Below are 20,394 nucleotides of genomic sequence, written 5' to 3'. Positions count from 1 at the left end.
ATCAGCCACCTACGCCGACTGGCTCGAGGAATACAATCACCGACGACCCCACACCGCCCTCGGAGGCCACACCCCCACCTGCCGCCTTCACAACCTCACGGGTCGCTACAGCTAGGGCGCTGACCGCCTCGTCGGGCCGACGACGCTCGGCAAGGTCCGGATCCTGGTCGAGGATGCGGCGGTGCAGCCGCTCCAGTTCCGTTCCCGGCGCGAGCGCGAGCTCATCGTCGAGCAGCCTCCGGATTCTTTGGTAAGCCTCCAGAGCCTGATCGGTGCGTCCCGCGCGGTGAAGAGCCAGCATCCTTTGCGCCCAGAACCGTTCGTGAAGCGGCGCGCGGTCGATCAGTCGCTCGAGATCGGCGAGAGCTTGCTGATTCTGATCCAGATCGAGCAGCGCGTCGATACGGGTCGCCGCGATCTCCGTGTTCATCTCTTGGAGACGGGCCACCGCGGCGCTTGCCCACAGCTCGTCGGAGGCAGGCTCGAAGGGGCGGCCTCGCCAGAGTGCGAGCGCGTCGTCGCAGTGGGCAAGGATGCGGTCCGGTGGCGCGGATGCCACGAGCTCGCGGATTTCTCCTGCGTCACGCTCGAACCTGAGCGAGTCGACGTCGTCGACCCTCGCGAGGAGGCGGTAGCCCTCGACATCCGTGATCAACACCTGCGCTGGCTGGCGGGCCGGTCGATGCGGCTCGAGAGTCTGGCGAAGCCGCCAGATATGAGACTCGAGGGTGGACGTGTGATCGGTGAGGTCGTCGCCCCAGACGGCCTCGATGATCTCGGCGGCCGTCGCCCGCTGATTCACACTGACCATCAGGCGCGCGAGGATGATCTGCGGCCGCCGACCCCGCAGCGGCTGGTCCACGCCGTCCACCTCGACACTGAGCAGTCCGAGGTCGCGCACGCGCATGGCACCAGTAGAGCACAGCGAGGCGTTGCCCTGCGGCTCAGGATGCGAACACTCGACGCAACGCGTTCTCGTGGTCCACGCTCAATGCTCTCGTCGTGGTCTCGCAGCGGTCCGGCGTGACCGCGCGATCAGCATTCGCGCGCATCGTATCGATGCCGGACGCGACCGCCGCGTCACAGATCACGGCGAGCGCTGACCCGCCGGCCTGGAGCCGGCGGCGGAGCGTCACGAGCGTGGCCTGATCCACGCCGACACCCCCCAGCGCCCCGTCCAATGCGCGCTCCGAACCGCCCATGGCCGCCAGTTCCGGGCCGGATACGACAATCCCGAACAGCATGCCCCAGAAGGACGAGCCAAGGTTTGCCATCCGTGCGACGCCCTGCAGCTCCCGCACCTGCGCCGATGCGCGCCCGGAGGCCCAGGTGACCACGGCGCCGTCGGTGACCGCCACATCGCCGGCGATCCCCTCCGCGAGGAGTCGCTCGAGCCACCGTGCCCCGCCCGTGTCAGCGAAGGTCCACACGGCGAGCGCGCTCATGAGGCCCGCCTCCGGAACCGGCTCGGGTCAGGGATCATGGCTTCCTCCTTGGATCGATGCCTCCACGATCGGCGGCGGCGCTCCAAGGCTGCTCCAAGGGGCCCGGCAGATCAGCGGGCAGCGTCCACGGATGCTCCCTCGAGGCCCGCCAGAAAGGCGCGCAGCGCCGCCTGCGCCGTGCGATCTGCCGGGGTGGTCCAGTGGGAGGCTCCGGGTACCGTGACGAGCCGGGCGTGAGGCATCGACCTCACCGCGTGGGTGGCCTGCCGATACGGCACGTTCCGATCCCGGGTGCCGTGAACGACGAGCGCGGGCACGGCGACGTCGGTGAGGACGCCGCTATCGAACTGTCTGGCTTGATCGGCGTCATTGGCAAGTCCGTCGCGGCGACCCTCGATCGGGAACACCGTCTGTGCGATCTCGAGCGCCGCGTTCGCCACGTGCTCATCCGCCGACGCCCGGCCTATGAGCAGCCTCGGCGAGCGACGCAACCGCCTCAACAACGCATCGCTCGTGGCGCGCCACGTGAGCGGGCCGTGCAGAAGCGGCCACACCGGGATACGCATGGGCGCGGTGACCGCCGACCAGAGCACGAGTCCCCGTACGCGGGTCGGATGCTGCGCCGCGAGGGCGGCCGCCGCCATCCCGCCTCCCGATACGCCGAGCACGAAGGCGCTGTCGACCGCGAGGGCATCAAGAAGCGCGACCATCGCCGCTGCCTGCTGCGTCGGCGTGCGGCCCGTCGACAACGGGGTGCCGAGGTACCCCGGCCGCGACGGCGCGATCACGCGGGCGCTGACCCCGAGCACCGCCGCTGCGGCGACTCCCTGGTCGGATCCCCCGGGTGTGCCGTGCAAGACCAGCAGAGGCGTTCCGCTCCCGCTCTCGCGATACTCCACGACTCCGGCGGCTGTGGCTAGCGACGGCACCCGGATCCTTCCTCGCTCGGCCCTGCGCGTATCGGATCGCGTTGGAGTGAGTTTGGACCGGCACGCACGACGCTATCGGTGAAGCCCCCGCTCTCACAGAGCGCACAAGACAAAGGATAGGAACATGAACGTGATCGACGCGTTTCGGCGTGCAGGAATCTCCGTCGTGCTGGCACCGGGCGACGATGGCTACCAGGATGCGGTGGCCGGCTTTGACCTCGCCGTCGATGTCGCACCGGCGGTCGTCGTGCATGCGCAGACGCCGGCTGATGTCGCATCCGCTGTGCGGGTAGCGGCCGACCAGGGCACGCCTTTCGCGGTGCTCGGGAGCGGTCACGGACGCTTGCGTCCTCTCCACGGTGGCACCGCGATCTCGATGCACGCACTCGACACGGTCGAGGTGGATGTCGCCGAACGCACCGCACGGATCGGCGCGGGGTGCAGCTGGACGACTGTCGTGGCGGCCGCCGCGGCCCACGGGCTCGCCGCTCCTTGCGGATCGGCGCCAGGAGTGGGGGTCACGGGCTATCTCCTCGGCGGGGGGATCGGTCCACTCGCCCGATCTTTCGGATTCAGTTCTGATCACGTGCGATCGTTCGAGGTCGTGACCCCCGCCGATGGTCCGACCACCGTTTCCCGCGACGCTCACCCTGACCTGTTCTGGGCCCTGCGCGGCGGCAAGGTCGGACTCGGAGTGGTGACCTCTGTCACCGTCGAACTCCTGCCCGTCAGTGAGCTCGTCGGGGGCGGGTTGTATTTCAGCGCGGATGCGGCAGCTGACGTGATGGCGGTCTACCTCGGTTGGGCCGACGGTCTGCCGAACTCGACCACGACTTCAATCGCGCTGCTTCGGCTTCCCGACTCTTCCGCACTGCCTCCAGCGCTGAGCGGAAAGCACGTCGCCCACGTGCGCTTTGCGAGCCTGGACTCGGCGGACGCGGCCCAGGCGCAGCTCGCGCCGCTCCGTGCCGCGGCAACGCCGGTGGTCGACACGGTGGGCACCATGCCCTACGCGACGGTGGGTTCGATCCACAGCGACCCAACCGCACCCATGCCCGTCACCAGTGGTACGGCGTCCTTGGCCACGGTGGACGACGCGACGCTCGCAGCGATTCTGACCGCCGGCGGACTGGATGTCGACACGCCCCTGTCCGCAGTCGAGATCCGCACTCTCGGAGGCGCGACCCTGTCCGCGGGGGCCGAACCCGATGCCGTCGGCGGCCGGGGCACCCAGCATCTGCTCAACGTGTATGCGGCGCCCGTTCCGTCTCTTGCTGACGACGTTCGCCTGTCAGCAGTCGGATCCGTCCTCGACGCAACCGCCGGGGCGCACCTGCCCACCACGCTCGTGAACTTCGTAGGTCGCGCCAACACCCCCGGCGCCTTCGACGCGTCATGGAATGACGACCAGAGACGCCGTCTCGACGACATCCGCCGCGCGCACGACCCCGGTGGGCTCCTCCTCCCCTAGACAGTGGTCTCCCCGAACGGCGATGAAGGCCGGGCAGCGATGAGCTGCCCGGCCTTCATCGTGGGTTCCGGCGGGAGCGACCTCGAGCCGCCGGCATCCGGGATTGGAGTCGGATTGGATCGACCCCGGGCAGTGTCCTCAAGCAACGACACACGTTCGAACTCTTGGAGGAGAGCAGCCATGGGCATTCATCGGAACATGGGGGAACCGCCCCACCGGCGGGCTTCGGGTCCCGCGTCGAAGGTGCGCGCCGTCGCGGCCGCGCTGACCGTTGGGCTGGTCGGCGCCGTTACGGCGGTCGTCTCGAGCCCCACTTCGGCGGCCGCCGGAGATTCGATGGTCTTTCAGGTCGATGGCGAGACGGTCCAGACCTTCACGGTGCTGCCGAACATGCAATCGCTGCAGTTCCAGGCCGCGGGCGGCGGCGGTGGGCCGAGCGGCGGCTACACGATCTCGGGCGGCTCGTGGGGAGCGCTCGTCACCGGCACCCTCGCACTCGAGCCCGGCGACGAGCTGCTGATCTCGGTGGGCGCCGCAGGCGAGCCCGCGAGCGGCTGGGACGACGCAAGCAACCCGCACCCGCCCCTCGGCGGCTGGGGCGGTCTCGGAGCGAGCGGCGGCAACGGCGCCTGGGACAGCCTCGAGGAGCGCACGAGTGGTGCAGGTGGCGGCGCGACGACGATACAGCTCGTCCGGGGTGGCGTGACCACGACGATCGCCCTCGCGGGCGGCGGGGGCGGCGCGGGTGGATCCAGCAGCGACCCCGACCACTTCGGGCTGGGCGGCAACGCAGGGTATGAGGGCCGCTGGACAGGCGAGGACGGGCACCACGGCACGGTCGGACCTCTCGGAGGCAGCGGCGGTGCCGCCGCGGGCGCGGCCACGAGTGAGGGCGAGTCGGGCCACGGAGGCACCGACCTCGGCGGGAGCGGCGGAGGAGGCGGCGGCGGCGTGAAGGGCGGTGCCGGCGGGGGCGGCGCTCAGGGCGTCTCGGCCGGCGGAGGAGGCGGCGCAGGCTCGTCCATGGTCGACTCACTCGTCACGGGCGCCTCGATCGCACCGACCGGCGTCGACTTCTCGACCAACGGATGGGACTACCCGCCGAACGGATGGGTCGAGCTGGTCGTCACCTACAAGCCCGCCCCGACGATGAATGTCGCCGTGGAGAGCGCTTCGATCCTCGAGGGCGGGTCGATCGGCTGGGTCGCAGCATCCCTTCCGGATGACGCGACGGGCACCGTCGACTTCAGCGATGTCACGAACGCCTCGTCCCCCATCCCGCTCGGCTCGGCGACGGTGAGCGATGGGCTCGCCATGCTGGCACAGATATCCGTCCCCGTGACCGGTCTCGGCACGCACACGATCCAGGCCTCCTATTCGGGCGACCCGGCGTATGCGACGGCCACCGCCACAATCACCATCAGCGTCAGCGCGAACGATCTCGCGCTCGGCAAGACCGTGACCGCGAGCAGCTCGTTCGAGGCGAACGGATGGTCCGCGCAGTACCTCACCCAGGGGAACACGCAGAGCGAGGTCGGCCACTACGGATTCACGACCGACCCGGCTTCACCGACGCAGGACGCCGAGGCCTGGGTGTCGGTCGACCTCGGCGGCGAACAGAGCGTGGGCGGCGTGATCCTCGTCCCCCGTTCCACGACGGCGACAGACCCGGCGAACGTCGATGGCGCGGGGTACCCCCAGGCGTTCCGCATCGACGTCTCCGATGACGGGGCAAGCTGGACGACAGTAGAGACGTACACGAACCAGAGCGGCGACCATGGCGCGCGAACGTATGTCTTCGACACGCCGGCGACCGGTCGCTACGTGAGGGTCTTCGTCACAGAGCTCGGGCCGGAGGCCGCCGGTGATGACGGGTACCGCTTCCAGCTCGTCGGTCTGCAGGTCTACACGGATGTCCCGGCTGCCGCCCCCGCGTCGTTGGACGTGACCGTCGACGCCACCGACGCCTGGGCTCCGCTCGTCGATGTCGCAGCCCTGGATGTCTACGGAGTGCCGACGGGTCAGTCCTTCGGCTGCGACGTGGCACTGACCAGCAGCGACAGTGTCGACCGGATTCTCCCCGCGGCGGACTGCTCGTCGTGGACGGTGGAGCTGGATGAGTTGAACCCGGCATCGCGGACCTTCACGGCGACGCTGACGACCGACCCGTCCGTCACCGGAACGGCAGCGTATGAACCGCCCAGCGCGCCGGACGAACGCGCGGCCACGGTCGTGGCCGTCCGCGATGCACGATTGGTCGGCGACTCGGGTGTCGTCATCCACGCGGATGTCGCGGCGGCGGCGACCCAGATCAGCGCGGCCGCCGTGCCCCTGGGAACGATGCGCGTGCTCGAGGGCGACACGGAACTTGTGCGGGCCGACGTGCAGGAGGGAACGGCAACGCTCGCCGTCGAGAACCTCCGGCCGGGCATCCACAGGCTCCGCCTGGAGTACCTCGGCAGCGCGGAGCACCTGCCCTCGTCCGCCGAGGTCACGATCCAGGTGCGAGGAGCAGACACCTCCCCGCCCACAACCTCGCTGGCAGCCACCGGCGGAGAGGCGCCCGTCGCGACGCTGTGGCTAGCCGCGGTCGTCCTCACGCTGGGTGCCGCGTCGCTCGGCTGGTCCGCCGTTCGCCGTGCACGGGTTCGGGTCGAGGGTCCGGCGCATGACTAGTTCGCTGCCGGATGCCCCACGCCTAACCGCAACACGATCCGCACACTCGAAACAGGAGAGCACGATGGTCAACGAAGTATCCACACCTCCGCACACCGGCGTCCTCGTCGTGGGCGCAGGGCCGGTCGGACTGGTCGCGGCGGTCGACCTCGCACGGCGAGGTGTGGCGGTGCGGATCATCGACAAGATGCCTGATCCCACCGACGAGTCGCGGGCGGTCGTGCTGCACGCTCGATCCCTCGAACTGCTCGACCAGCTCGGTGTTCTCGCCGACATCGAAGCCACAGGTGTGAGGACGACCGGTGCGCAGATGCACGCGAACGGCTCGATCCTCGGACGCGTCGGCTTCGACACGATCGACAGCCCGTTCCCGTACTCAATCACCATCCCGCAGACTGACACCGAACGCATCCTGCGCGAGCGTCTTTCGTCGCTCGGCGTCGAGATCGAGCGGGGCGTGACTTACACCGGCCTCGAGCAGGACACGAGCGGGGTGCGTGCGAACCTGACCCACCCCGACGGCACCTCCGAGGTCGCCCACGCGGCGTGGCTCGTCGGCGCCGACGGCGCGAAGGGAGCGGTACGGCACAGCCTGGGTCTGAAGCTTGAGGGCGTCTTCAAGGGCGAGCGATTCCTCATGGGCGACGTCGATGCCGACTTCGCGCACGAGAAGCAGTCGTTCCACATCTTCTTCTCTCCCGGCGATGCCGTGGGGATGCTGTTCCCGATGGCGGGCAAGCGCGTGCGCGTGATCTGCCAGATCCCCGCCGACACTCCCGAGACCCGTGAGCCCACGCTCGAGTGGCTCCAGGAGTCGGTTGACGAGCGCAAGATGGACGTCAGGATCGAATCCTCGCGGTGGCTCACGATCTTCGAGATCCATCACGCGCAGGTGCCTCGATACCGGACGCGGCGCGCTTTCCTCGCGGGCGACGCCGCCCATGTCCACTCCCCGGCGGGCGGGCTCGGTATGAACACCGGCATCCAGGATGCCTTCAACCTCACCTGGAAACTCGCCGCCGCCGTGCGCGGCGAAGCGAGCGAGGAACTGCTCGACAGCTACCACGCCGAACGCCACCCCGTCGCCGCCGATGTCATCACGTTCACGACCGAGTTGACGCACGCGGGCACCCTTGCCTCGCCGTTCGCCCGCGAAGCGCGCAACCTGCTGATGAAGGCGGCGTTGAGGATGCCACTCGCGCGCCACGCGATGGCGAACGAGATCGAGCAGATGACCGTTGACTACCGGTACGCACCCCTGGCCGAGTCAGGTCACCGGGGGCCCGTCCGGGCGGGCGACCCCGTTCGCGCTGTCGCCGAGGTCGGACTGTGGCCGGCCCTGGCCCACCGTGATCCCAGCGGATCGGGTTACGCCCTCGTGCTGGTCGCCGACGAGGCCGGAACCTTCCCCGCCTTTGCCGCGCCGGCCGGAGCGCAGACGATCCGGGTCGCCCCGACGGCAGATGCGGGCGCCGTCGCCGATCCCGACGGGCGAGTCGCCGCGCGCTACGGTCTGGACGAGCGCGGCGGCGCGATCCTGGTGCGCCCCGATGGGTACATCGCCGCGATCGCCGACGCCGAGCACCCGAGCGACGTCGACGCCTATGTCATCGCCGCGTCTGCCGAACCCTCAGGAACAGTTCGGTGAGCACATCAGCTGCTACGGAGTGACCTGATCGCTGCGTAACCCGGTTTCCGAAGCGATCCATAATCGTCCAGGATGCGAGGTAGTCGGACTGTAGTCGGGAGCTCCTCGCCGAACGTGAAAGAACCCCTGCGATCCCCTTGTTTCCAGGGGATCGCAGGGGTTCTTGACGACGTGCACCATGTCGGCGCTTGGACGCTGCGGCTTGCATACCTACCGAAGCTTCGCGCAGCCATCGGGCCGGCTCCCGCGCATGCTCGCGAGTAACCTATTATTTGCGTATGCATGCAGATACTAACTTTAATGGCTCGCAGCTCGAAGGCGAGTTCGTCGAGATCGCGGCCGAGATCTTCGGGCTCCTCGCCGACGCAACCCGCATCAGAATCGTGCTCGCCCTGCACGCTGGCGAGCTGCCCGTGAACGAGATCGCGGAGTTCGTGGGACGCAGCCCGGCGGCAGTGTCGCAGCACCTGGCGAAGCTGCGGTGGACCAAGATCGTGCTCGTGCGCAAGGACGGCAACCGCATGTTCTATCGACTCGCGGATGAGCACGCACACCGCCTGGTGATCGAAGCGATCAAGCAGGCCGAGCACGCGGTCAGCGATACTCCCCGCCACCACGCGTGATCCACGTTCTTCGAGACCCCACCTACCGGTCGCTTTTCTCCGCACAGGTGGTGGCCCTGGTGGGGACGGGTCTGCTCACCGTCGCCCTCGGTTTGTTGGCGTTCGACCTCGCAGGAGGAGTGGCCGGGTCGGTCCTCGGCACTGCGCTGACGATCAAGATGGTCGCCTACGTCGGTGTCTCCCCCATCATGGCGGCCCTCGTTGACCGACTACCCAAGAAGATGGTGCTCGTCGGCGCTGATCTGATCCGCCTGGCGATTGCGATCACCCTCCCGTTCGTCAGCGAGATCTGGCAGATCTATGTGCTCGTGTTCATCCTGCAGTCCGCGTCGGCCACGTTTACCCCCGCCTTCCAGTCGCTCATCCCGAGCGTCCTCCCCGACACCCATGACTACACGCGTGCGCTGGCGCTGTCTCGTCTGGCATACGACCTTGAGGCGCTCCTGAGCCCGACCATCGCAGCCGCGCTCCTGGCCGTCACCCCCTACAACAGCCTCTTTGCCGGCACTGCTGTGGGGTTCGCCGTATCCGCGGCACTCGTCCTCGTGACACGCCTCCCACGTCAGGACGCCGACGCTGCCTCATCGACGTTCTGGCAACGACTTGCCGAAGGGTTGCGGGTGTTCGCCCGCACACCGGCGCTCCGGTTCCTCGCGCTCGCGAACATCGTGGTCGCCGCCGGTACCGCAATCGTGCTCGTCAACTCCGTCGTCTATGTCAAAGCTGTCCTCGCGCTGGACGACTCCGCTCTCGCCCTCACGCTCGGCTCCTACGGCATCGGGTCACTGTTCGTCGCTCTGATGATCCCACGCCTCGTCCGCCGACACGGCGCCATCCGCACGATGATTGCGGGGACCGCAGTCATCGTGACCGGGCTGATCACAGCATCCGTGGTCACCGCGTGGGGAACGGGCCTCGTCGCGGGGTGGTGGATGACCCTGGGAACCTGGGCGGCCCTGGGAGCGGGAACCGCGCTGGTCACCACCCCCTCCGCGATCCTCCTCGCCGAGGCATCCACCCCGAGCAACCGCAACCTCGTCTACACGGCACAGTTCGCCCTCTCACACGCATGCTTCCTGATCACCTACCCCCTCGCCGGATGGTTAGGAGTTGTAAGCCTCACCGCCGCAGCCGTCGCCCTCACCGCCATCGGAGCCGCCGCCGCCATCGCGGCACAAACCACACGCGGCGCACGAGAGCTTCACGCCGCGCAGAATGTCGGTGACACGCCAGGGCTGTGACGATCGAACGTTGCGTATGCCCGCGGGACGTGTCCTGGTAGTCAAGCACGACACGCACGTCCTCGGATCCGACTCGATCGATAAGTGGCACGGGGTGAGACGGGGTGGGGGCAAATACCCCTCCGGGGTATACTTCCGCCAAGGAATGCCCATGACCCTCAACGCAACGCGAACCCGTCTGCATCCGCGGATGCCGTGGCGGTGGATGCTGTCGGTACTGCTTGCGGCCCTCGTGATGGTGGGTCTGCTATCAATGCACACACTCATGACTGGGCACTCCGAGGCGCCGAGTGGGGGCGTGTCGAGTATCGAGGCCGAGCACGGCCACGGGTCCTCGCCGAACGCCGGTGCCCTCTCCGAGTCCGCCTGCGAAAGCTGCACCTCCGGAGGGATGCACGACGCGCTGAGCGTGGTGTGCGTGATCGGCCTGCTGGCGGCGGCGCTGTGGGCTGCACGCTCCGGACCGGGGGTGATCCGCAGGCGAAGGAGCGCGCGGACCGTGCTGGCGCGCCTGGTCGCGGTGCCGACTTCGGCGATGACTCGCCCGCCGTCATTGCTGGATCTTTCGATAAGTCGAACATGAATCGGCCTTCCCGGCTCCCGCGGTCAGGGTCGAGCCATGCCCGCACGCGGGCGCAGTTCACTAATCGATGGAGAAGAACAAGTGAGTGTGAAGAAGTATCGGTTGATGGCGTTGACGGTCGCGCCGGTCGCGATGGCGGTTTCGCTGGCAGGATGCGCGTATCTCGGTGGCGCCTCGGCACCGGGGATGGGCCAGGGCGGGATGATGTCGTCCGCGGCTCCGTCTGCCCTCGCGGAGGGCGAGATCAACGCGTCGGACTCGATGTTCGTGATGATGATGATCCCCCACCACGAGCAGGCGATCGACATGAGCGATATGGTCCTCGGCAAGGACGGCATCGACGAGCAGACGCGGGATCTGGCGCAGCAGATCAAGGATGCCCAAGGCCCCGAGATCGAGCTCATGCGGTCCTGGCTGACCAGTTGGGGAATGGGCACCAGCAACGACATGAGCGGGATGGGGCACGGCGACGGGATGATGTCGGATGACGACATGGCGGCCCTAGAAGGCGCCCACGGCGCCGACGCGGCGCGGTTGTTCCTGGAGCAAATGATCGTGCACCACGAGGGCGCGATCGCGATGGCGCAAACCGAACTCGACCAAGGGACCAACCCAGCGGTTCGTTCGCTCGCCCAAACGATCCTGGATGCGCAGACCGCTGAGATCGTCAGGATGAAGGACCTCCTCACCCAGATATGACAGGACATCCCTCGGACTACTCCGCGCCTTCCTGACGGTGGGGCTTGGTCGACGCCGCGGCGGCACTCCTGCGTTGCGTCCTTCTATGAGCAGCGACCTTGTCGTTGTCGCACGGACCATCGCACGATGACTCAACAAGGTCCGATGCGTCGGCCACCCTGCCGAAATCCCTCCACCACGCGGCATGTCACCAGTCTCGCCAACGCCCAGTGGATCCCGCCAACCTACGGTGGGATCCTTTTACCCACGGAACACGCTTAGCGGTCCAGATCAGAAAAGCCCAGGTCAAAGGCTATTTCCGGGCCTGGACGCGTTTACCCGAATCTTTACCCACACGCAGATCAGCGCCCCGAAAAGAGGCGCTGATCTGGGAGAAAAATGGCGGTGACGGTGGGATTTGAACCCACGGTAGGGGGTTACCCTACACAACTTTTCGAGAGTTGCACCTTCGGCCGCTCGGACACGTCACCGTCGTCCAGCTTACGACACGCCACACCGGCGTCGAAATCCTGCACCGGGTCGCTTCGCCGTGATCAGCAGCACGCCCTCACCACTGTCTTCGTCACACCACCGTCTGCCAGGATGGGATGGAGAGTTTCGCGACCCGATCGGAGTGTCATGACCACGTTCGACCAACTGCTCTCTGAGCAGATCGGCCACGAGTTCGCGGCCAGCCAGCAGTACATCGCCATCGCGGTTTGGTACGACGACCACGACCTGCCACAGCTCGCGCGCCACTTCTACCGCCAGTCGGTCGAAGAGCGCAACCACGCGATGATGCTCATCCAGTACCGCCTTGACCGTGACATGGGCGTATCAGTCCCCGGCGTTCCGGCTGTGCGCACCGACTTCGCCGATCACGCCGAGCCGATCCGTCTCGCCCTCGAGCAGGAGAAGCGGGTGTCCTCCCAGATCGAGGCATTGTTCGCTGCGGCCCGCGCAGAGAGCGATGGCCTGGGCGAGCAGGCGATGCTGTGGTTCCTGAAGGAGCAGGTTGAGGAGGTCGCGTCAATGACGACTCTGCTGACCATCGCCGAACGCACCACAAACCTCTTCGACATCGAGAACTTCGTCGCCCGCGACATGCCCAATGGAGACTCGGCCGAGGCCGACGCACCACCCGCTGCCGGCGGAGCCCTCTGATCTGAGCGACCCCACTGTCGCGCGGGGCGCGTAGCGTGGCGGTGTGGCATCTCGCATGAGTCGGCCCCAGCGGCTCATCCTCACGATCGCGATCCTGGCGTCGTTCGTCGCGTTCCTCGACGGAACGCTCATCAACGTCGCCCTCCCCGCGATCGAAGCCGAACTCGGCGGTGGCCTCACGACGCAGCAGTGGGTCGTGGATGCCTATCTCATCACTCTCGGATCGCTCATCCTGCTCGCCGGCTCGATCTCGGATGCCTTCGGCCGACTGCTCGTGCTGCGGATCGGCCTCTACGGGTTCGCCGCGGCATCCGTCGTGATCGCGATCGCACCGGACCCCGTCATCCTGATCGTCGCCCGCGCGGTGCAGGGCGCGGCCGGCGCGTTCCTGGTGCCCAGCTCTCTGGCGCTGATCACTTCACGCTTCGACGGCGCGATGCGGGGACGTGCCATCGGGATCTGGACCGCCATGACCACCGGCGCGATGATCGTCGGCCCCCTCATCGGTGGGGTTTTCGTCGACTACCTGTCGTGGCGGTTCGCATTCGTCATCAACATCGTGCCCATCGGCATCACACTGTGGCTGCTGCACCGGCTCGGGGAGCGCGACGAGCGTCGCCCCGACGCGCGCATCGACTGGATCGGCGCTGCCCTGTGCACGTTCGGACTCGGCGGGGCGGTCTTCGCGCTGATCGAACAGCCGAACCTCGGATGGGGATCGCCGGTGATCTGGGGGACGTTCGCGGCCGGCATCCTGCTGTTCGCGCTCTTCCTATGGCGTCAGCGGTCGGCGACGACGCCGATGTTACCGCTTGACCTGTTCCGCATCCGCAACTTCTGGACCGGGAACATCGCGACTCTGTTCGTGTACGCAGCGCTCTCGCTCAACGGCTTCGTGGTCACGGTCTACCTGCAGCAAGAGGCCGGGTTCTCGGCGACCCTGGCGGGACTCGCGAGCCTGCCGACCACCGTGATGATGGTGCTGCTGAGTGCGTCGATGGGATCCCTGTCCGACCGCTTCGGACCCCGGGTCTTCATGACCGTCGGGCCTCTCGTGATGGCCGGCGGATCGCTGCTGCTTCTGGCGGTCACAGACCCCGTAAACTACTGGCTCCAGCTGCTGCCGGGGCTCATCCTGTTCGGCCTCGGGCTTGCGATCACGGTCTCACCGCTCACCGCCGCGATCCTGGGTGCCGTCGATCCCGCTCGCTCGGGGATCGCCTCGGCGGTGAACAATGCGGTCGCGAGGATCGCCGGGCTGCTCATCATTGCCACTCTCGCGACGATCGTCGCAGGGAGCCTCGACCTGGACGGCTTCCACCGCGCCGCGATCGTCACAGCCGGACTCATGGTGGCGGGCGGGATCGTGTCGTTCCTCGGCATCCGGAACCCCACCGTCGCCGCAGTCGAGGCGGACCCGGCACCCGCTACCGGGGCGTAACGTCGACCTGCCAGACTGTCCCCCATGAGTGTGATCGAGAACTCGAAAGTCACCGTCGTCGGCGCCGGCAGCGTCGGCTCCAGCGTTGCCTATGCCGCACTCATCCGCGGCTCGGCCCGCCACGTCGCCCTCTACGACATCAATACCGCCAAGGTGGATGCCGAGATTCTCGATCTCGCCCACGGCACCCTCTTCACCGGATCGAGTGACATCAGCGGTGGCAGCGACATCTCCGTTGCTGAAGGCTCCCACGTCGTCGTGATCACCGCAGGCGCCAAGCAGAACCCCGGACAGAGCCGCATCGAGCTGGCAGGTGTGAACGCGGGCATCCTGCGAAAGATGCTCCCCCAGCTGCTAGAAGTCGCCCCCGACGCCGTCTACGTGATCGTCACGAACCCGTGCGATGTGCTCACCGTTCTCGCGCAGGAGGAGACCGGCCTTCCCCCGGAGCGACTCTTCGCGTCAGGGACCGTCCTCGACACCTCACGCCTGCGGTGGAAACTCGCCCAGCGAGCCGGGGTCGCCACCTCGAGCGTGCACGCCTACATCATCGGTGAACACGGCGACACGGAGTTCGCTCTGTGGTCCCACGCAAGCATCGGCACGGTCCCCCTCCTGGAGTGGGAATCGGAGGGCCACCCCCGGATGACGGTCGATGAGCTGGATGGCATCACGGTGGACGTGCGCGACTCCGCCTACAAAGTCATCCAGGGCAAGGGCGCAACCAACTACGCGATCGGACTCTCGTCGGCCCGCATCATCGAGGCGATCCTCCGCGACGAGAACGCCGTGCTCCCCGTCAGCACCGTCCTGCGCGATTTCCACGGCATCAACGGCGTCGCGCTGTCTGTGCCCTCGATCGTCAACTCTCGCGGTGCGTTCCCGATCCGTCAGACGCCGTTCTCACCGAACGAGCTCGCACTGCTGCGCCGCTCGGCCGACGCCTTGCGCGAGGTGGCGGTGTCACTGCGCTGATCCGGTCACCGCGCGACACCCTACGGTGGAGCCATGCACCCGACAGCACGGCGACGCCCCCACTTCTCGCGCACATCGCCCGCACCGACCCCAACCTCCGCGGAGGAGATCACTGGATGGGCGAGCCATTCGGACCCGCGTGCAGGTGTGCGGTGAGAAGTGCACAGATCACGACGGGTCGTCAGTGGATGCTCGTGCTCGATCCCGGCGAAGAACTCCTCGAGACGATCACCGCTTGGTGTGTCGGCGCGGGAGTCGCGCAGGCGACAGTAACCCTGTTCGGCGCGTTCCGCTCGGTGCGTCTCATCGGCACCAATGCACCGCTCGCCGACGAGGAGCCTCCACTCGCCGACGCCGTCGACATCGCCTACCTCGAGGGCGTGGGGTCGGGCACAATCACAAGTGTCGGAGGAACGCCCAGGCCCCACATCCACGTCGCCGCGGGCGTGAAGTCACAGGGGTCAACCGCGTATGCCGGGCATCTGCTGCGGGGCGAGGTGCACTACACCGTCGAGGTGACGGTGACCGAGGTGGTCTCACCGACATTCGCTCTGCGCCCCGACAGCGCCGCCTTCGGTCTGACCTGTCTCCACTTCACGAACGGCGAGGAATGACCGACTCTACGAAGGGATGCGCGCCGATCGTGCTCGAACACCCGACTCTGAGGCAGAGGAAGACACCATGACAGGCACCACGATCTCCGGCATCGATGTGTGGGACGGCCACCAGTCACTGGGCCTCGTCGACCTCACCTGGGAGGCGGGGATGATCACTTCGGTCACGCCGTCGGATCGGGAGGCACCCGCCTCCGGTCTCAGCGTGATCCCGGGCCTGGTCGACACCCACGTCCACCTGGATACCAACGCGATCTCGGGCAAGGCCGACCGCTCGTGGGCACTCATCACGCCCCCCGAGGAGCGGTCGCTGCACATCCTCGCGCACGCCCAGCGGGCCGTGAGAGGCGGCGTCACGACCCTCCGCGACCTTGCCTCCGACACGTGTCACTTCGCCGTCTCGCGAGCCCTCGATGCGGGCATCGTGGACGGTCCACGTCTGTATGGCGCGGGACCCGTGGGAATGACCGCCGGCCACGGCGACCTGTTCACCCCGCCGCACTACCCGCACCGGCCCGCGACTGCCGACAGTCCCGATGAGTGCCGCAAGCTCGTGCGTACCTGGGCCCGAGCAGGGGCGGAGTCGATCAAGATCTACACGTCGGGCGGCATCCTCTCGATGGGTGACAAAGTCACGTGGCGCAACCACACTGACGCAGAACTTGCCGCCACCGTGGATGAAGCGCATGCCCTCGGCATGCTCGTGGCCGCGCACAGCCACACCGCGGAAGGCATCGACCGGGCCCTGGCTGCCGGGGCCGATTCGATCGAGCACGGCACCGGGATGACGCCGGAGCAGATGCGCGTACTGGCAGAGCGAAACATTCCGGTCGGCCCGACGCTCCTGATCCACGAACGCCTCGAAGCGGGCGCCGAGGGGATCGCCGACGATGCACGGGAGAAATCGGCCGAGATGGCCCGGGTCCGCGGCACCCGTCTGCGCGATGCTGGTCGTGCGGGGGTGCGGTTCGTGCTCGGGACCGATGCCAACGGCGTGTTCACCCTCTTCGGCGACCAGATGGAGGAAGTTCGTCTCATGGCGGAGCTTTTCGGCTGGGATGCCGAGCGCGCACTGCGGGCAGCAACGAGCGATGCTGCAGACTCGATCAACCTGGGGGGGCTCGTCGGCACGATCCGAGCCGGCATGGCGGCCGATTTCATCGTTGTCGAGGGGCGCCCCTGGGAGGACATCGCCGCGCTCGACACGGCGCGGATTCGCGCGGTAGTCGCACGCGGGCGCGTCCAGGCTGGCGCGCTGCCGGTGGTCGTGGCATGAGCGCGGGCATCCAGCTGATCACGGCCGACATCGTCGTGCCGATGACGCGCGAGACCGAGGTCCTCGTGGATGCCGGAGTCGCGATCGACGGCGACACGATCGTCGCGATCGATGACATCACGGCCCTGCGCGGGCGATTCCCCGGCGCATCCGAGCGGCACCTGGCCGACCACGTCCTGCTCCCGGGGCTCATCAACGGTCACCACCACTCGGGCCTCCTGCGCGGCACCGCCGAACACCTTCCTGTCTGGGAGTGGCTGCGCCTGCACATCGACCCGATGCACCGCGTGCTCGAGCCAGACGACGCCGAGGCCGCAGCCCGACTCTGCTACGCAGAAGGGTTGCTGTCGGGCACGACGACTGTCGTCGACATGTGGCGGTACATGGATCGCGCCGCGGCAGTTGCCACCGAACTCGGCAACCGGCTCGTCACCGTCAACTACGTGGGCGAGCACCCCGACTACGACTACTTCGACACGCTCGACGACAACGAACGGGTCCTCCGGGAGTGGACCGGCGCGGCAGGCGGGCGCATCATGCCGTGGGTCGGACTAGAGCATCCGTTCTACGCCGACGAGGCGGGCCAGCAGCGCGCGATCGCGATGGCAAAGGACTTCGACACCGGGATCTACACCCACTGCAGCGAGTCCGAATGGGACGTCCAGATCTTCCAAGAGCGCATGGGCATGCGGCCGATGCACGCACTGGAGAAGCTGGGATTCTTCGATACGCCGCGGACCATGATCGCCCACGCGGTATGGCTGGATGCCGACGAGATCACCCTGATGGCAGATCGTGGCGTGAGCATCTCGCACAACCCCGTGAGCAATATGAAGCTTGCCAGCGGCATGGCCCCTATCGCTGAGCTCATCGAGGCCGGCGTCGCGGTTGCCCTCGGCACCGATGGTGAGAAAGAGAACAACAACCTCGACATGTTCGAGGAGATGAAGGTCGCGTCCCTGCTGGGCAAGCTACGAAAGATGGATGCCGCGGCCATGGATTCCTGGCAGGTGCTGCGGATGGCCACGATCGAGGGCGCCCGCGCGATCGGGCAGGCGGATCGGCTCGGTTCCCTCGAGCCGGGCAAACAGGCAGACCTCATCGCCGTGCGTTCGCACACTCCGCGGATGACGCCCCTGCTTCCTGCCGGCGCCTACGCCAACATCCACCACAACCTCGTTCACGCGGTGCGCGGGTCGGATGTCTCGCTGACGATGGTGGCAGGTCACGTACTCGTCGAGGACGGTGACCTGCGTTCGGGTGACCTGTCTCGCATCATCGACGATGCGCGCGACCGCATCCCGGGCCTCTTCGCGCGACGCACCGCATACCTCGATTCGATCGAGAGGCCGCCGGGACTGTTCGATGACTGACGGCCACGCAGCCCGCTACCGTTGGGCCAGGAACGCGCATCCGACTCAGCGGCGACACGCTCGCCCCGACCCCGCGGAGACTCTGTGATCGAACTCAGCTCGTCGACATGGACCGACATGCGCGATGTCTTGGCTTCGGGTCCTCCCCTCGCCGTCTTGCCGTTCGGAGCTCTAGAGCAGCACGGCCCGCATCTGCCTCTGGATACCGATACCCGCCAAGCAGAGGCGATCGCCCGCGGAATCGCCTCGGGCCTGGATGCCGTGCTCCTCCCGAGCATCGAGTACGGAAACACGTGGGGAAACGCCGCCTTCCCCGGCACCGTGTCACTCTCGGTCGACACTGTGGCGGCGATCTGCGGCGATATTGCGGCGTCGCTGGATGCGGCGGGCTTTGCCCTCTTGGTCGTGGTGAACGGGGACTACGGCAACCGGCTGCCCCTCCAGCTCGCCGCCGAGAAGCGGGCGGCGGCAGGCGAACGGATGCCGGTCCTGGTGCTCGACTATCCCGGGCTTGTCGACATCGGCGATCAGGTCAAAGAGAGCCCCTGGGCAGCCCCGGGCCTGTGCCACGCCGACGAGCTCGAGACGTCGATGATGCTCGCCATCTTTCCCGACACCGTGCACCCCGAGCGGTTCGCCGCTGAATATCCAGAACTGCCGCCCGACTTCGGACAGCGACCCCAGGCGTTGGCGCCGCTCGGGGAGACAGGAGTGTTCGGCGACCCTCGCGCGGCGACCGCCGCGAAGGGCGAACAGATCATCGCGCATGTCGTCACACAGTCGCTGGCCGCGATCGAGCGCACTCTGCGAAGTCTTGGGCTTCGGTGAGCACCCATGACATGGCCGACCGCTAGCGTGTGGCTCAGCCCCACTGCCACCGCGCCTGCGTGAGGAGACCCCGTGACCACCTACCTCCCGCTACCGCGCCCGGCTGGTGACGCGGACACCATGCGTGTCCAGCACGGGCTGCTGCGCTATGTGCGCGAAGCTGCCGCGCTCGGGGCACCCCTGCCCGGTGAGCTGGAACTGACGGCGCGGCTGGAGTGCAGCCGCCAGCAACTGCGCAACGCCATGGCGCAGCTCGAGGCGCAGGGAATCGTGCGGCGGCGACAGGGGACCGTGACCACGGTCGATCCCATCGCGCTGCGACTGAGCGTCCGTCTCGAGGAGCAGTTCGAGCACACCGAGCTTCTCGACCGCCTGGGCTATCACGCCGAGGTGGAGGTCCTCGAGTCCCGCACGCTGTCGCTCGGCGCTGAGATCGGTGCCGTGATGGAGCGGCCCGCAGACACGACTCGACTCGCCGTTCGCAAGCGGTGGCGCGCGGATGGCGCCGTCGCGATGATCGCCGACGACACGGTGCCGATTCCGGGTGAGCTACCCCCGGAGTTCGACCCGGGCGAGTCGGTGTTCACCTTCGCGGCGCGGGTATGGGGAGAGCCTGTCGTGTGGGAAGTCACGACGCCCGGGGTGGCGACGCTGTCGGGCGAACTCGCCGAGCTGTTCGAGAAGCCCGAGGGCACCCCGGTCATGACGCTGGAGGTCATCGGCATCGGCGCGAGCGCGCGCCGCATCCTGCATAGCGTCGAGTACCACGACCCCGGGATCGTGTCCTACTCGCTCGTGCGCACCGTCCGCCCGCCGTGGAGCGCGCTGTAAGCTCGTCGCCCGCTAGAGCCAGAAGCCCTCGTGCACGACGGAGGCCTCATCTTCGATGTGCGGCCCTGAGACCTCAATCGCGCGCTGTCCTCGGGCGAACACCTCACGGCACGGCAGCGAGAACGTCGGGTTCTCGGGGTGGTCACCGGTGAGACCGAGAAGTCGATACTCCGAGAGTGCATAGACGACCCGGTCGATCCCTGCCCAATAGGCGGCCCCCGAGCACATGACGCAGGGTTCCGCACTGGTGTAGAGAGTCGATCCCTTCATGCCCTCGATGCCGAGCGCCCGGGCAGCCGCGGCGACGGCCCGCAGCTCAGCGTGTTGGGTCGGGTCACCGGCCGGTGGCAGGGAGTTGTTTCCCGCCGTGGCAACGACCGCACCGGACGCATCGACCACGAGTGCTCCGAAGGGGTGGGCGCCGGCCTCACGCGTCTGGGCGGCGATATCGATGGATGCCCGAAGATGCGCGAGGTCGAGGTCGGTCAGATCAGACACGGAGAAGCTCCCTTGTGAACAAGTCGATGAGGTCGGCCCGAGTCTACGTCGTAACAAGCCGTAATTTAGCGCGTCGATTACGACGCTGTTACAGGTGTCG

Annotated in this window: 19 protein-coding genes, 1 tRNA gene and 1 pseudogene; 16 read left to right on the top strand and 5 right to left on the bottom strand. The window is 67.6% G+C overall.

The window, feature by feature from the left end; genetic code table 11:
- Positions 1–115, top strand: a 115-nt coding sequence (locus BGO47_RS14905) for an integrase core domain-containing protein (protein ID WP_292713203.1), incomplete at its 5' end; no start/stop codon positions are given.
- Between the two features lie 66 nt (positions 116–181).
- Here BGO47_RS14905 and BGO47_RS14900 read toward each other — a convergent pair.
- From BGO47_RS14900 to BGO47_RS14890, 3 genes and pseudogenes are all read right to left on the bottom strand, one after another.
- Positions 182–907 (bottom strand): annotated as a pseudogene (locus tag BGO47_RS14900) (AfsR/SARP family transcriptional regulator); the annotation flags it as partial.
- Positions 908–944: 37 nt separating this feature from the next.
- Complete coding sequence (locus tag BGO47_RS14895; RefSeq protein WP_292713173.1) at positions 945–1,445, bottom strand: DUF1269 domain-containing protein; 501 nt, start codon at positions 1,443–1,445, stop codon at positions 945–947.
- 110 nt (positions 1,446–1,555) lie between these two features.
- Positions 1,556–2,374 (bottom strand): alpha/beta hydrolase, encoded by an 819-nt coding sequence (locus BGO47_RS14890; RefSeq protein WP_292713171.1) that lies wholly within the window; start codon positions 2,372–2,374, stop codon positions 1,556–1,558.
- 124 nt (positions 2,375–2,498) lie between these two features.
- Between BGO47_RS14890 and BGO47_RS14885 the strand changes: the two genes are divergently transcribed.
- From BGO47_RS14885 to BGO47_RS14855, 7 genes are all read left to right on the top strand, one after another.
- Positions 2,499–3,845, top strand: a complete 1,347-nt coding sequence (locus BGO47_RS14885; RefSeq protein ID WP_292713169.1) for an FAD-binding protein — start codon at positions 2,499–2,501, stop codon at positions 3,843–3,845.
- Positions 3,846–4,043: 198 nt separating this feature from the next.
- Complete coding sequence (locus BGO47_RS14880) at positions 4,044–6,521, top strand: discoidin domain-containing protein (protein ID WP_292713167.1); 2,478 nt, start codon at positions 4,044–4,046, stop codon at positions 6,519–6,521.
- A gap of 64 nt (positions 6,522–6,585) precedes the next feature.
- Positions 6,586–8,169, top strand: a complete 1,584-nt coding sequence (locus tag BGO47_RS14875; RefSeq protein ID WP_292713165.1) for an FAD-dependent monooxygenase — start codon at positions 6,586–6,588, stop codon at positions 8,167–8,169.
- 278 nt (positions 8,170–8,447) lie between these two features.
- A complete protein-coding gene (locus tag BGO47_RS14870; RefSeq protein WP_292713163.1) occupies positions 8,448–8,792 on the top strand; it encodes a metalloregulator ArsR/SmtB family transcription factor in 345 nt (114 codons plus the stop codon).
- A complete protein-coding gene (locus BGO47_RS14865) occupies positions 8,789–10,033 on the top strand; it encodes an MFS transporter (protein ID WP_292713161.1) in 1,245 nt (414 codons plus the stop codon). The genes BGO47_RS14870 and BGO47_RS14865 overlap by 4 nt, the downstream gene beginning before the upstream one ends.
- A gap of 151 nt (positions 10,034–10,184) precedes the next feature.
- Positions 10,185–10,616 carry a DUF6153 family protein gene (locus BGO47_RS14860; protein WP_292713159.1) on the top strand — a complete coding sequence of 144 codons (432 nt, stop codon included), beginning with the start codon at positions 10,185–10,187 and terminating at the stop codon, positions 10,614–10,616.
- An 81-nt stretch (positions 10,617–10,697) separates the two neighbouring features.
- The gene (locus BGO47_RS14855; protein WP_292713157.1) at positions 10,698–11,315 is read left to right on the top strand and encodes a DUF305 domain-containing protein; all 618 of its coding nucleotides are present in this window, start codon (positions 10,698–10,700) and stop codon (positions 11,313–11,315) included.
- A gap of 379 nt (positions 11,316–11,694) precedes the next feature.
- On the opposite strand, the gene BGO47_RS14850 is transcribed toward BGO47_RS14855, so the two are convergent.
- Positions 11,695–11,785, bottom strand: a tRNA-Ser gene (locus tag BGO47_RS14850).
- 148 nt (positions 11,786–11,933) lie between these two features.
- Between BGO47_RS14850 and BGO47_RS14845 the strand changes: the two genes are divergently transcribed.
- The 8 genes from BGO47_RS14845 to BGO47_RS14810 all read left to right on the top strand — a co-directional run bounded on the left by BGO47_RS14845 (position 11,934) and on the right by BGO47_RS14810 (position 19,796).
- Positions 11,934–12,458 carry a ferritin gene (locus tag BGO47_RS14845; protein ID WP_292713154.1) on the top strand — a complete coding sequence of 175 codons (525 nt, stop codon included), beginning with the start codon at positions 11,934–11,936 and terminating at the stop codon, positions 12,456–12,458.
- A gap of 55 nt (positions 12,459–12,513) precedes the next feature.
- Complete coding sequence (locus BGO47_RS14840; RefSeq protein ID WP_292713201.1) at positions 12,514–13,899, top strand: MFS transporter; 1,386 nt, start codon at positions 12,514–12,516, stop codon at positions 13,897–13,899.
- A 24-nt stretch (positions 13,900–13,923) separates the two neighbouring features.
- Positions 13,924–14,874, top strand: coding sequence for an L-lactate dehydrogenase (locus tag BGO47_RS14835; RefSeq protein WP_292713152.1), 951 nt, complete (start codon positions 13,924–13,926; stop codon positions 14,872–14,874).
- A 152-nt stretch (positions 14,875–15,026) separates the two neighbouring features.
- The gene (locus BGO47_RS14830) at positions 15,027–15,488 is read left to right on the top strand and encodes a DUF296 domain-containing protein (RefSeq protein ID WP_292713150.1); all 462 of its coding nucleotides are present in this window, start codon (positions 15,027–15,029) and stop codon (positions 15,486–15,488) included.
- Positions 15,489–15,555: 67 nt separating this feature from the next.
- On the top strand, positions 15,556–16,764 hold the full coding sequence (locus BGO47_RS14825) for an amidohydrolase family protein (RefSeq protein WP_292713148.1): 1,209 nt from the start codon (positions 15,556–15,558) through the stop codon (positions 16,762–16,764).
- Positions 16,761–18,137 carry an amidohydrolase gene (locus BGO47_RS14820; RefSeq protein WP_292713146.1) on the top strand — a complete coding sequence of 459 codons (1,377 nt, stop codon included), beginning with the start codon at positions 16,761–16,763 and terminating at the stop codon, positions 18,135–18,137. The genes BGO47_RS14825 and BGO47_RS14820 overlap by 4 nt, the downstream gene beginning before the upstream one ends.
- An 84-nt stretch (positions 18,138–18,221) precedes the next feature.
- Positions 18,222–18,965, top strand: coding sequence for a creatininase family protein (locus BGO47_RS14815; RefSeq protein ID WP_292713145.1), 744 nt, complete (start codon positions 18,222–18,224; stop codon positions 18,963–18,965).
- A gap of 72 nt (positions 18,966–19,037) precedes the next feature.
- Positions 19,038–19,796: a GntR family transcriptional regulator gene (locus BGO47_RS14810; RefSeq protein ID WP_292713143.1), complete on the top strand. Its 759-nt coding sequence runs from the start codon at positions 19,038–19,040 to the stop codon at positions 19,794–19,796.
- Positions 19,797–19,808: 12 nt separating this feature from the next.
- On the opposite strand, the gene BGO47_RS14805 is transcribed toward BGO47_RS14810, so the two are convergent.
- A complete protein-coding gene (locus BGO47_RS14805) occupies positions 19,809–20,294 on the bottom strand; it encodes a nucleoside deaminase (RefSeq protein ID WP_292713141.1) in 486 nt (161 codons plus the stop codon).
- Positions 20,295–20,394 lie beyond the last annotated feature (100 nt).

It is taken from the genome of Microbacterium sp. 67-17 (genome assembly GCF_001898325.1).
GTDB classification, from domain to species: Bacteria; Actinomycetota; Actinomycetes; order Actinomycetales; family Microbacteriaceae; genus Microbacterium; species Microbacterium schleiferi.
The sequence above is the reverse complement of the archived record's forward strand: the minus strand, read 5'-3'. Positions and strand labels throughout refer to the sequence as shown.

Excerpts from the sequence above, each read along its gene's own strand:
- BGO47_RS14840 (WP_292713201.1), top strand. The coding sequence starts at position 12,514 with ATGAGTCGGCCCCAGCGGCTCATCCTCACGATCGCGATCCTGGCGTCG.
- BGO47_RS14860 (WP_292713159.1), top strand. The coding sequence starts at position 10,185 with ATGACCCTCAACGCAACGCGAACCCGTCTGCATCCGCGGATGCCGTGG.
- BGO47_RS14845 (WP_292713154.1), top strand. The coding sequence starts at position 11,934 with ATGACCACGTTCGACCAACTGCTCTCTGAGCAGATCGGCCACGAGTTC.
- BGO47_RS14885 (WP_292713169.1), top strand. The coding sequence starts at position 2,499 with ATGAACGTGATCGACGCGTTTCGGCGTGCAGGAATCTCCGTCGTGCTG.
- BGO47_RS14875 (WP_292713165.1), top strand. The coding sequence starts at position 6,586 with ATGGTCAACGAAGTATCCACACCTCCGCACACCGGCGTCCTCGTCGTG.
- BGO47_RS14880 (WP_292713167.1), top strand. The coding sequence starts at position 4,044 with ATGGGGGAACCGCCCCACCGGCGGGCTTCGGGTCCCGCGTCGAAGGTG.
- BGO47_RS14835 (WP_292713152.1), top strand. The coding sequence starts at position 13,924 with ATGAGTGTGATCGAGAACTCGAAAGTCACCGTCGTCGGCGCCGGCAGC.
- BGO47_RS14895 (WP_292713173.1), bottom strand. The coding sequence starts at position 1,445 with ATGAGCGCGCTCGCCGTGTGGACCTTCGCTGACACGGGCGGGGCACGG.
- BGO47_RS14820 (WP_292713146.1), top strand. The coding sequence starts at position 16,761 with ATGAGCGCGGGCATCCAGCTGATCACGGCCGACATCGTCGTGCCGATG.
- BGO47_RS14870 (WP_292713163.1), top strand. The coding sequence starts at position 8,448 with ATGCATGCAGATACTAACTTTAATGGCTCGCAGCTCGAAGGCGAGTTC.
- BGO47_RS14825 (WP_292713148.1), top strand. The coding sequence starts at position 15,556 with ATGACAGGCACCACGATCTCCGGCATCGATGTGTGGGACGGCCACCAG.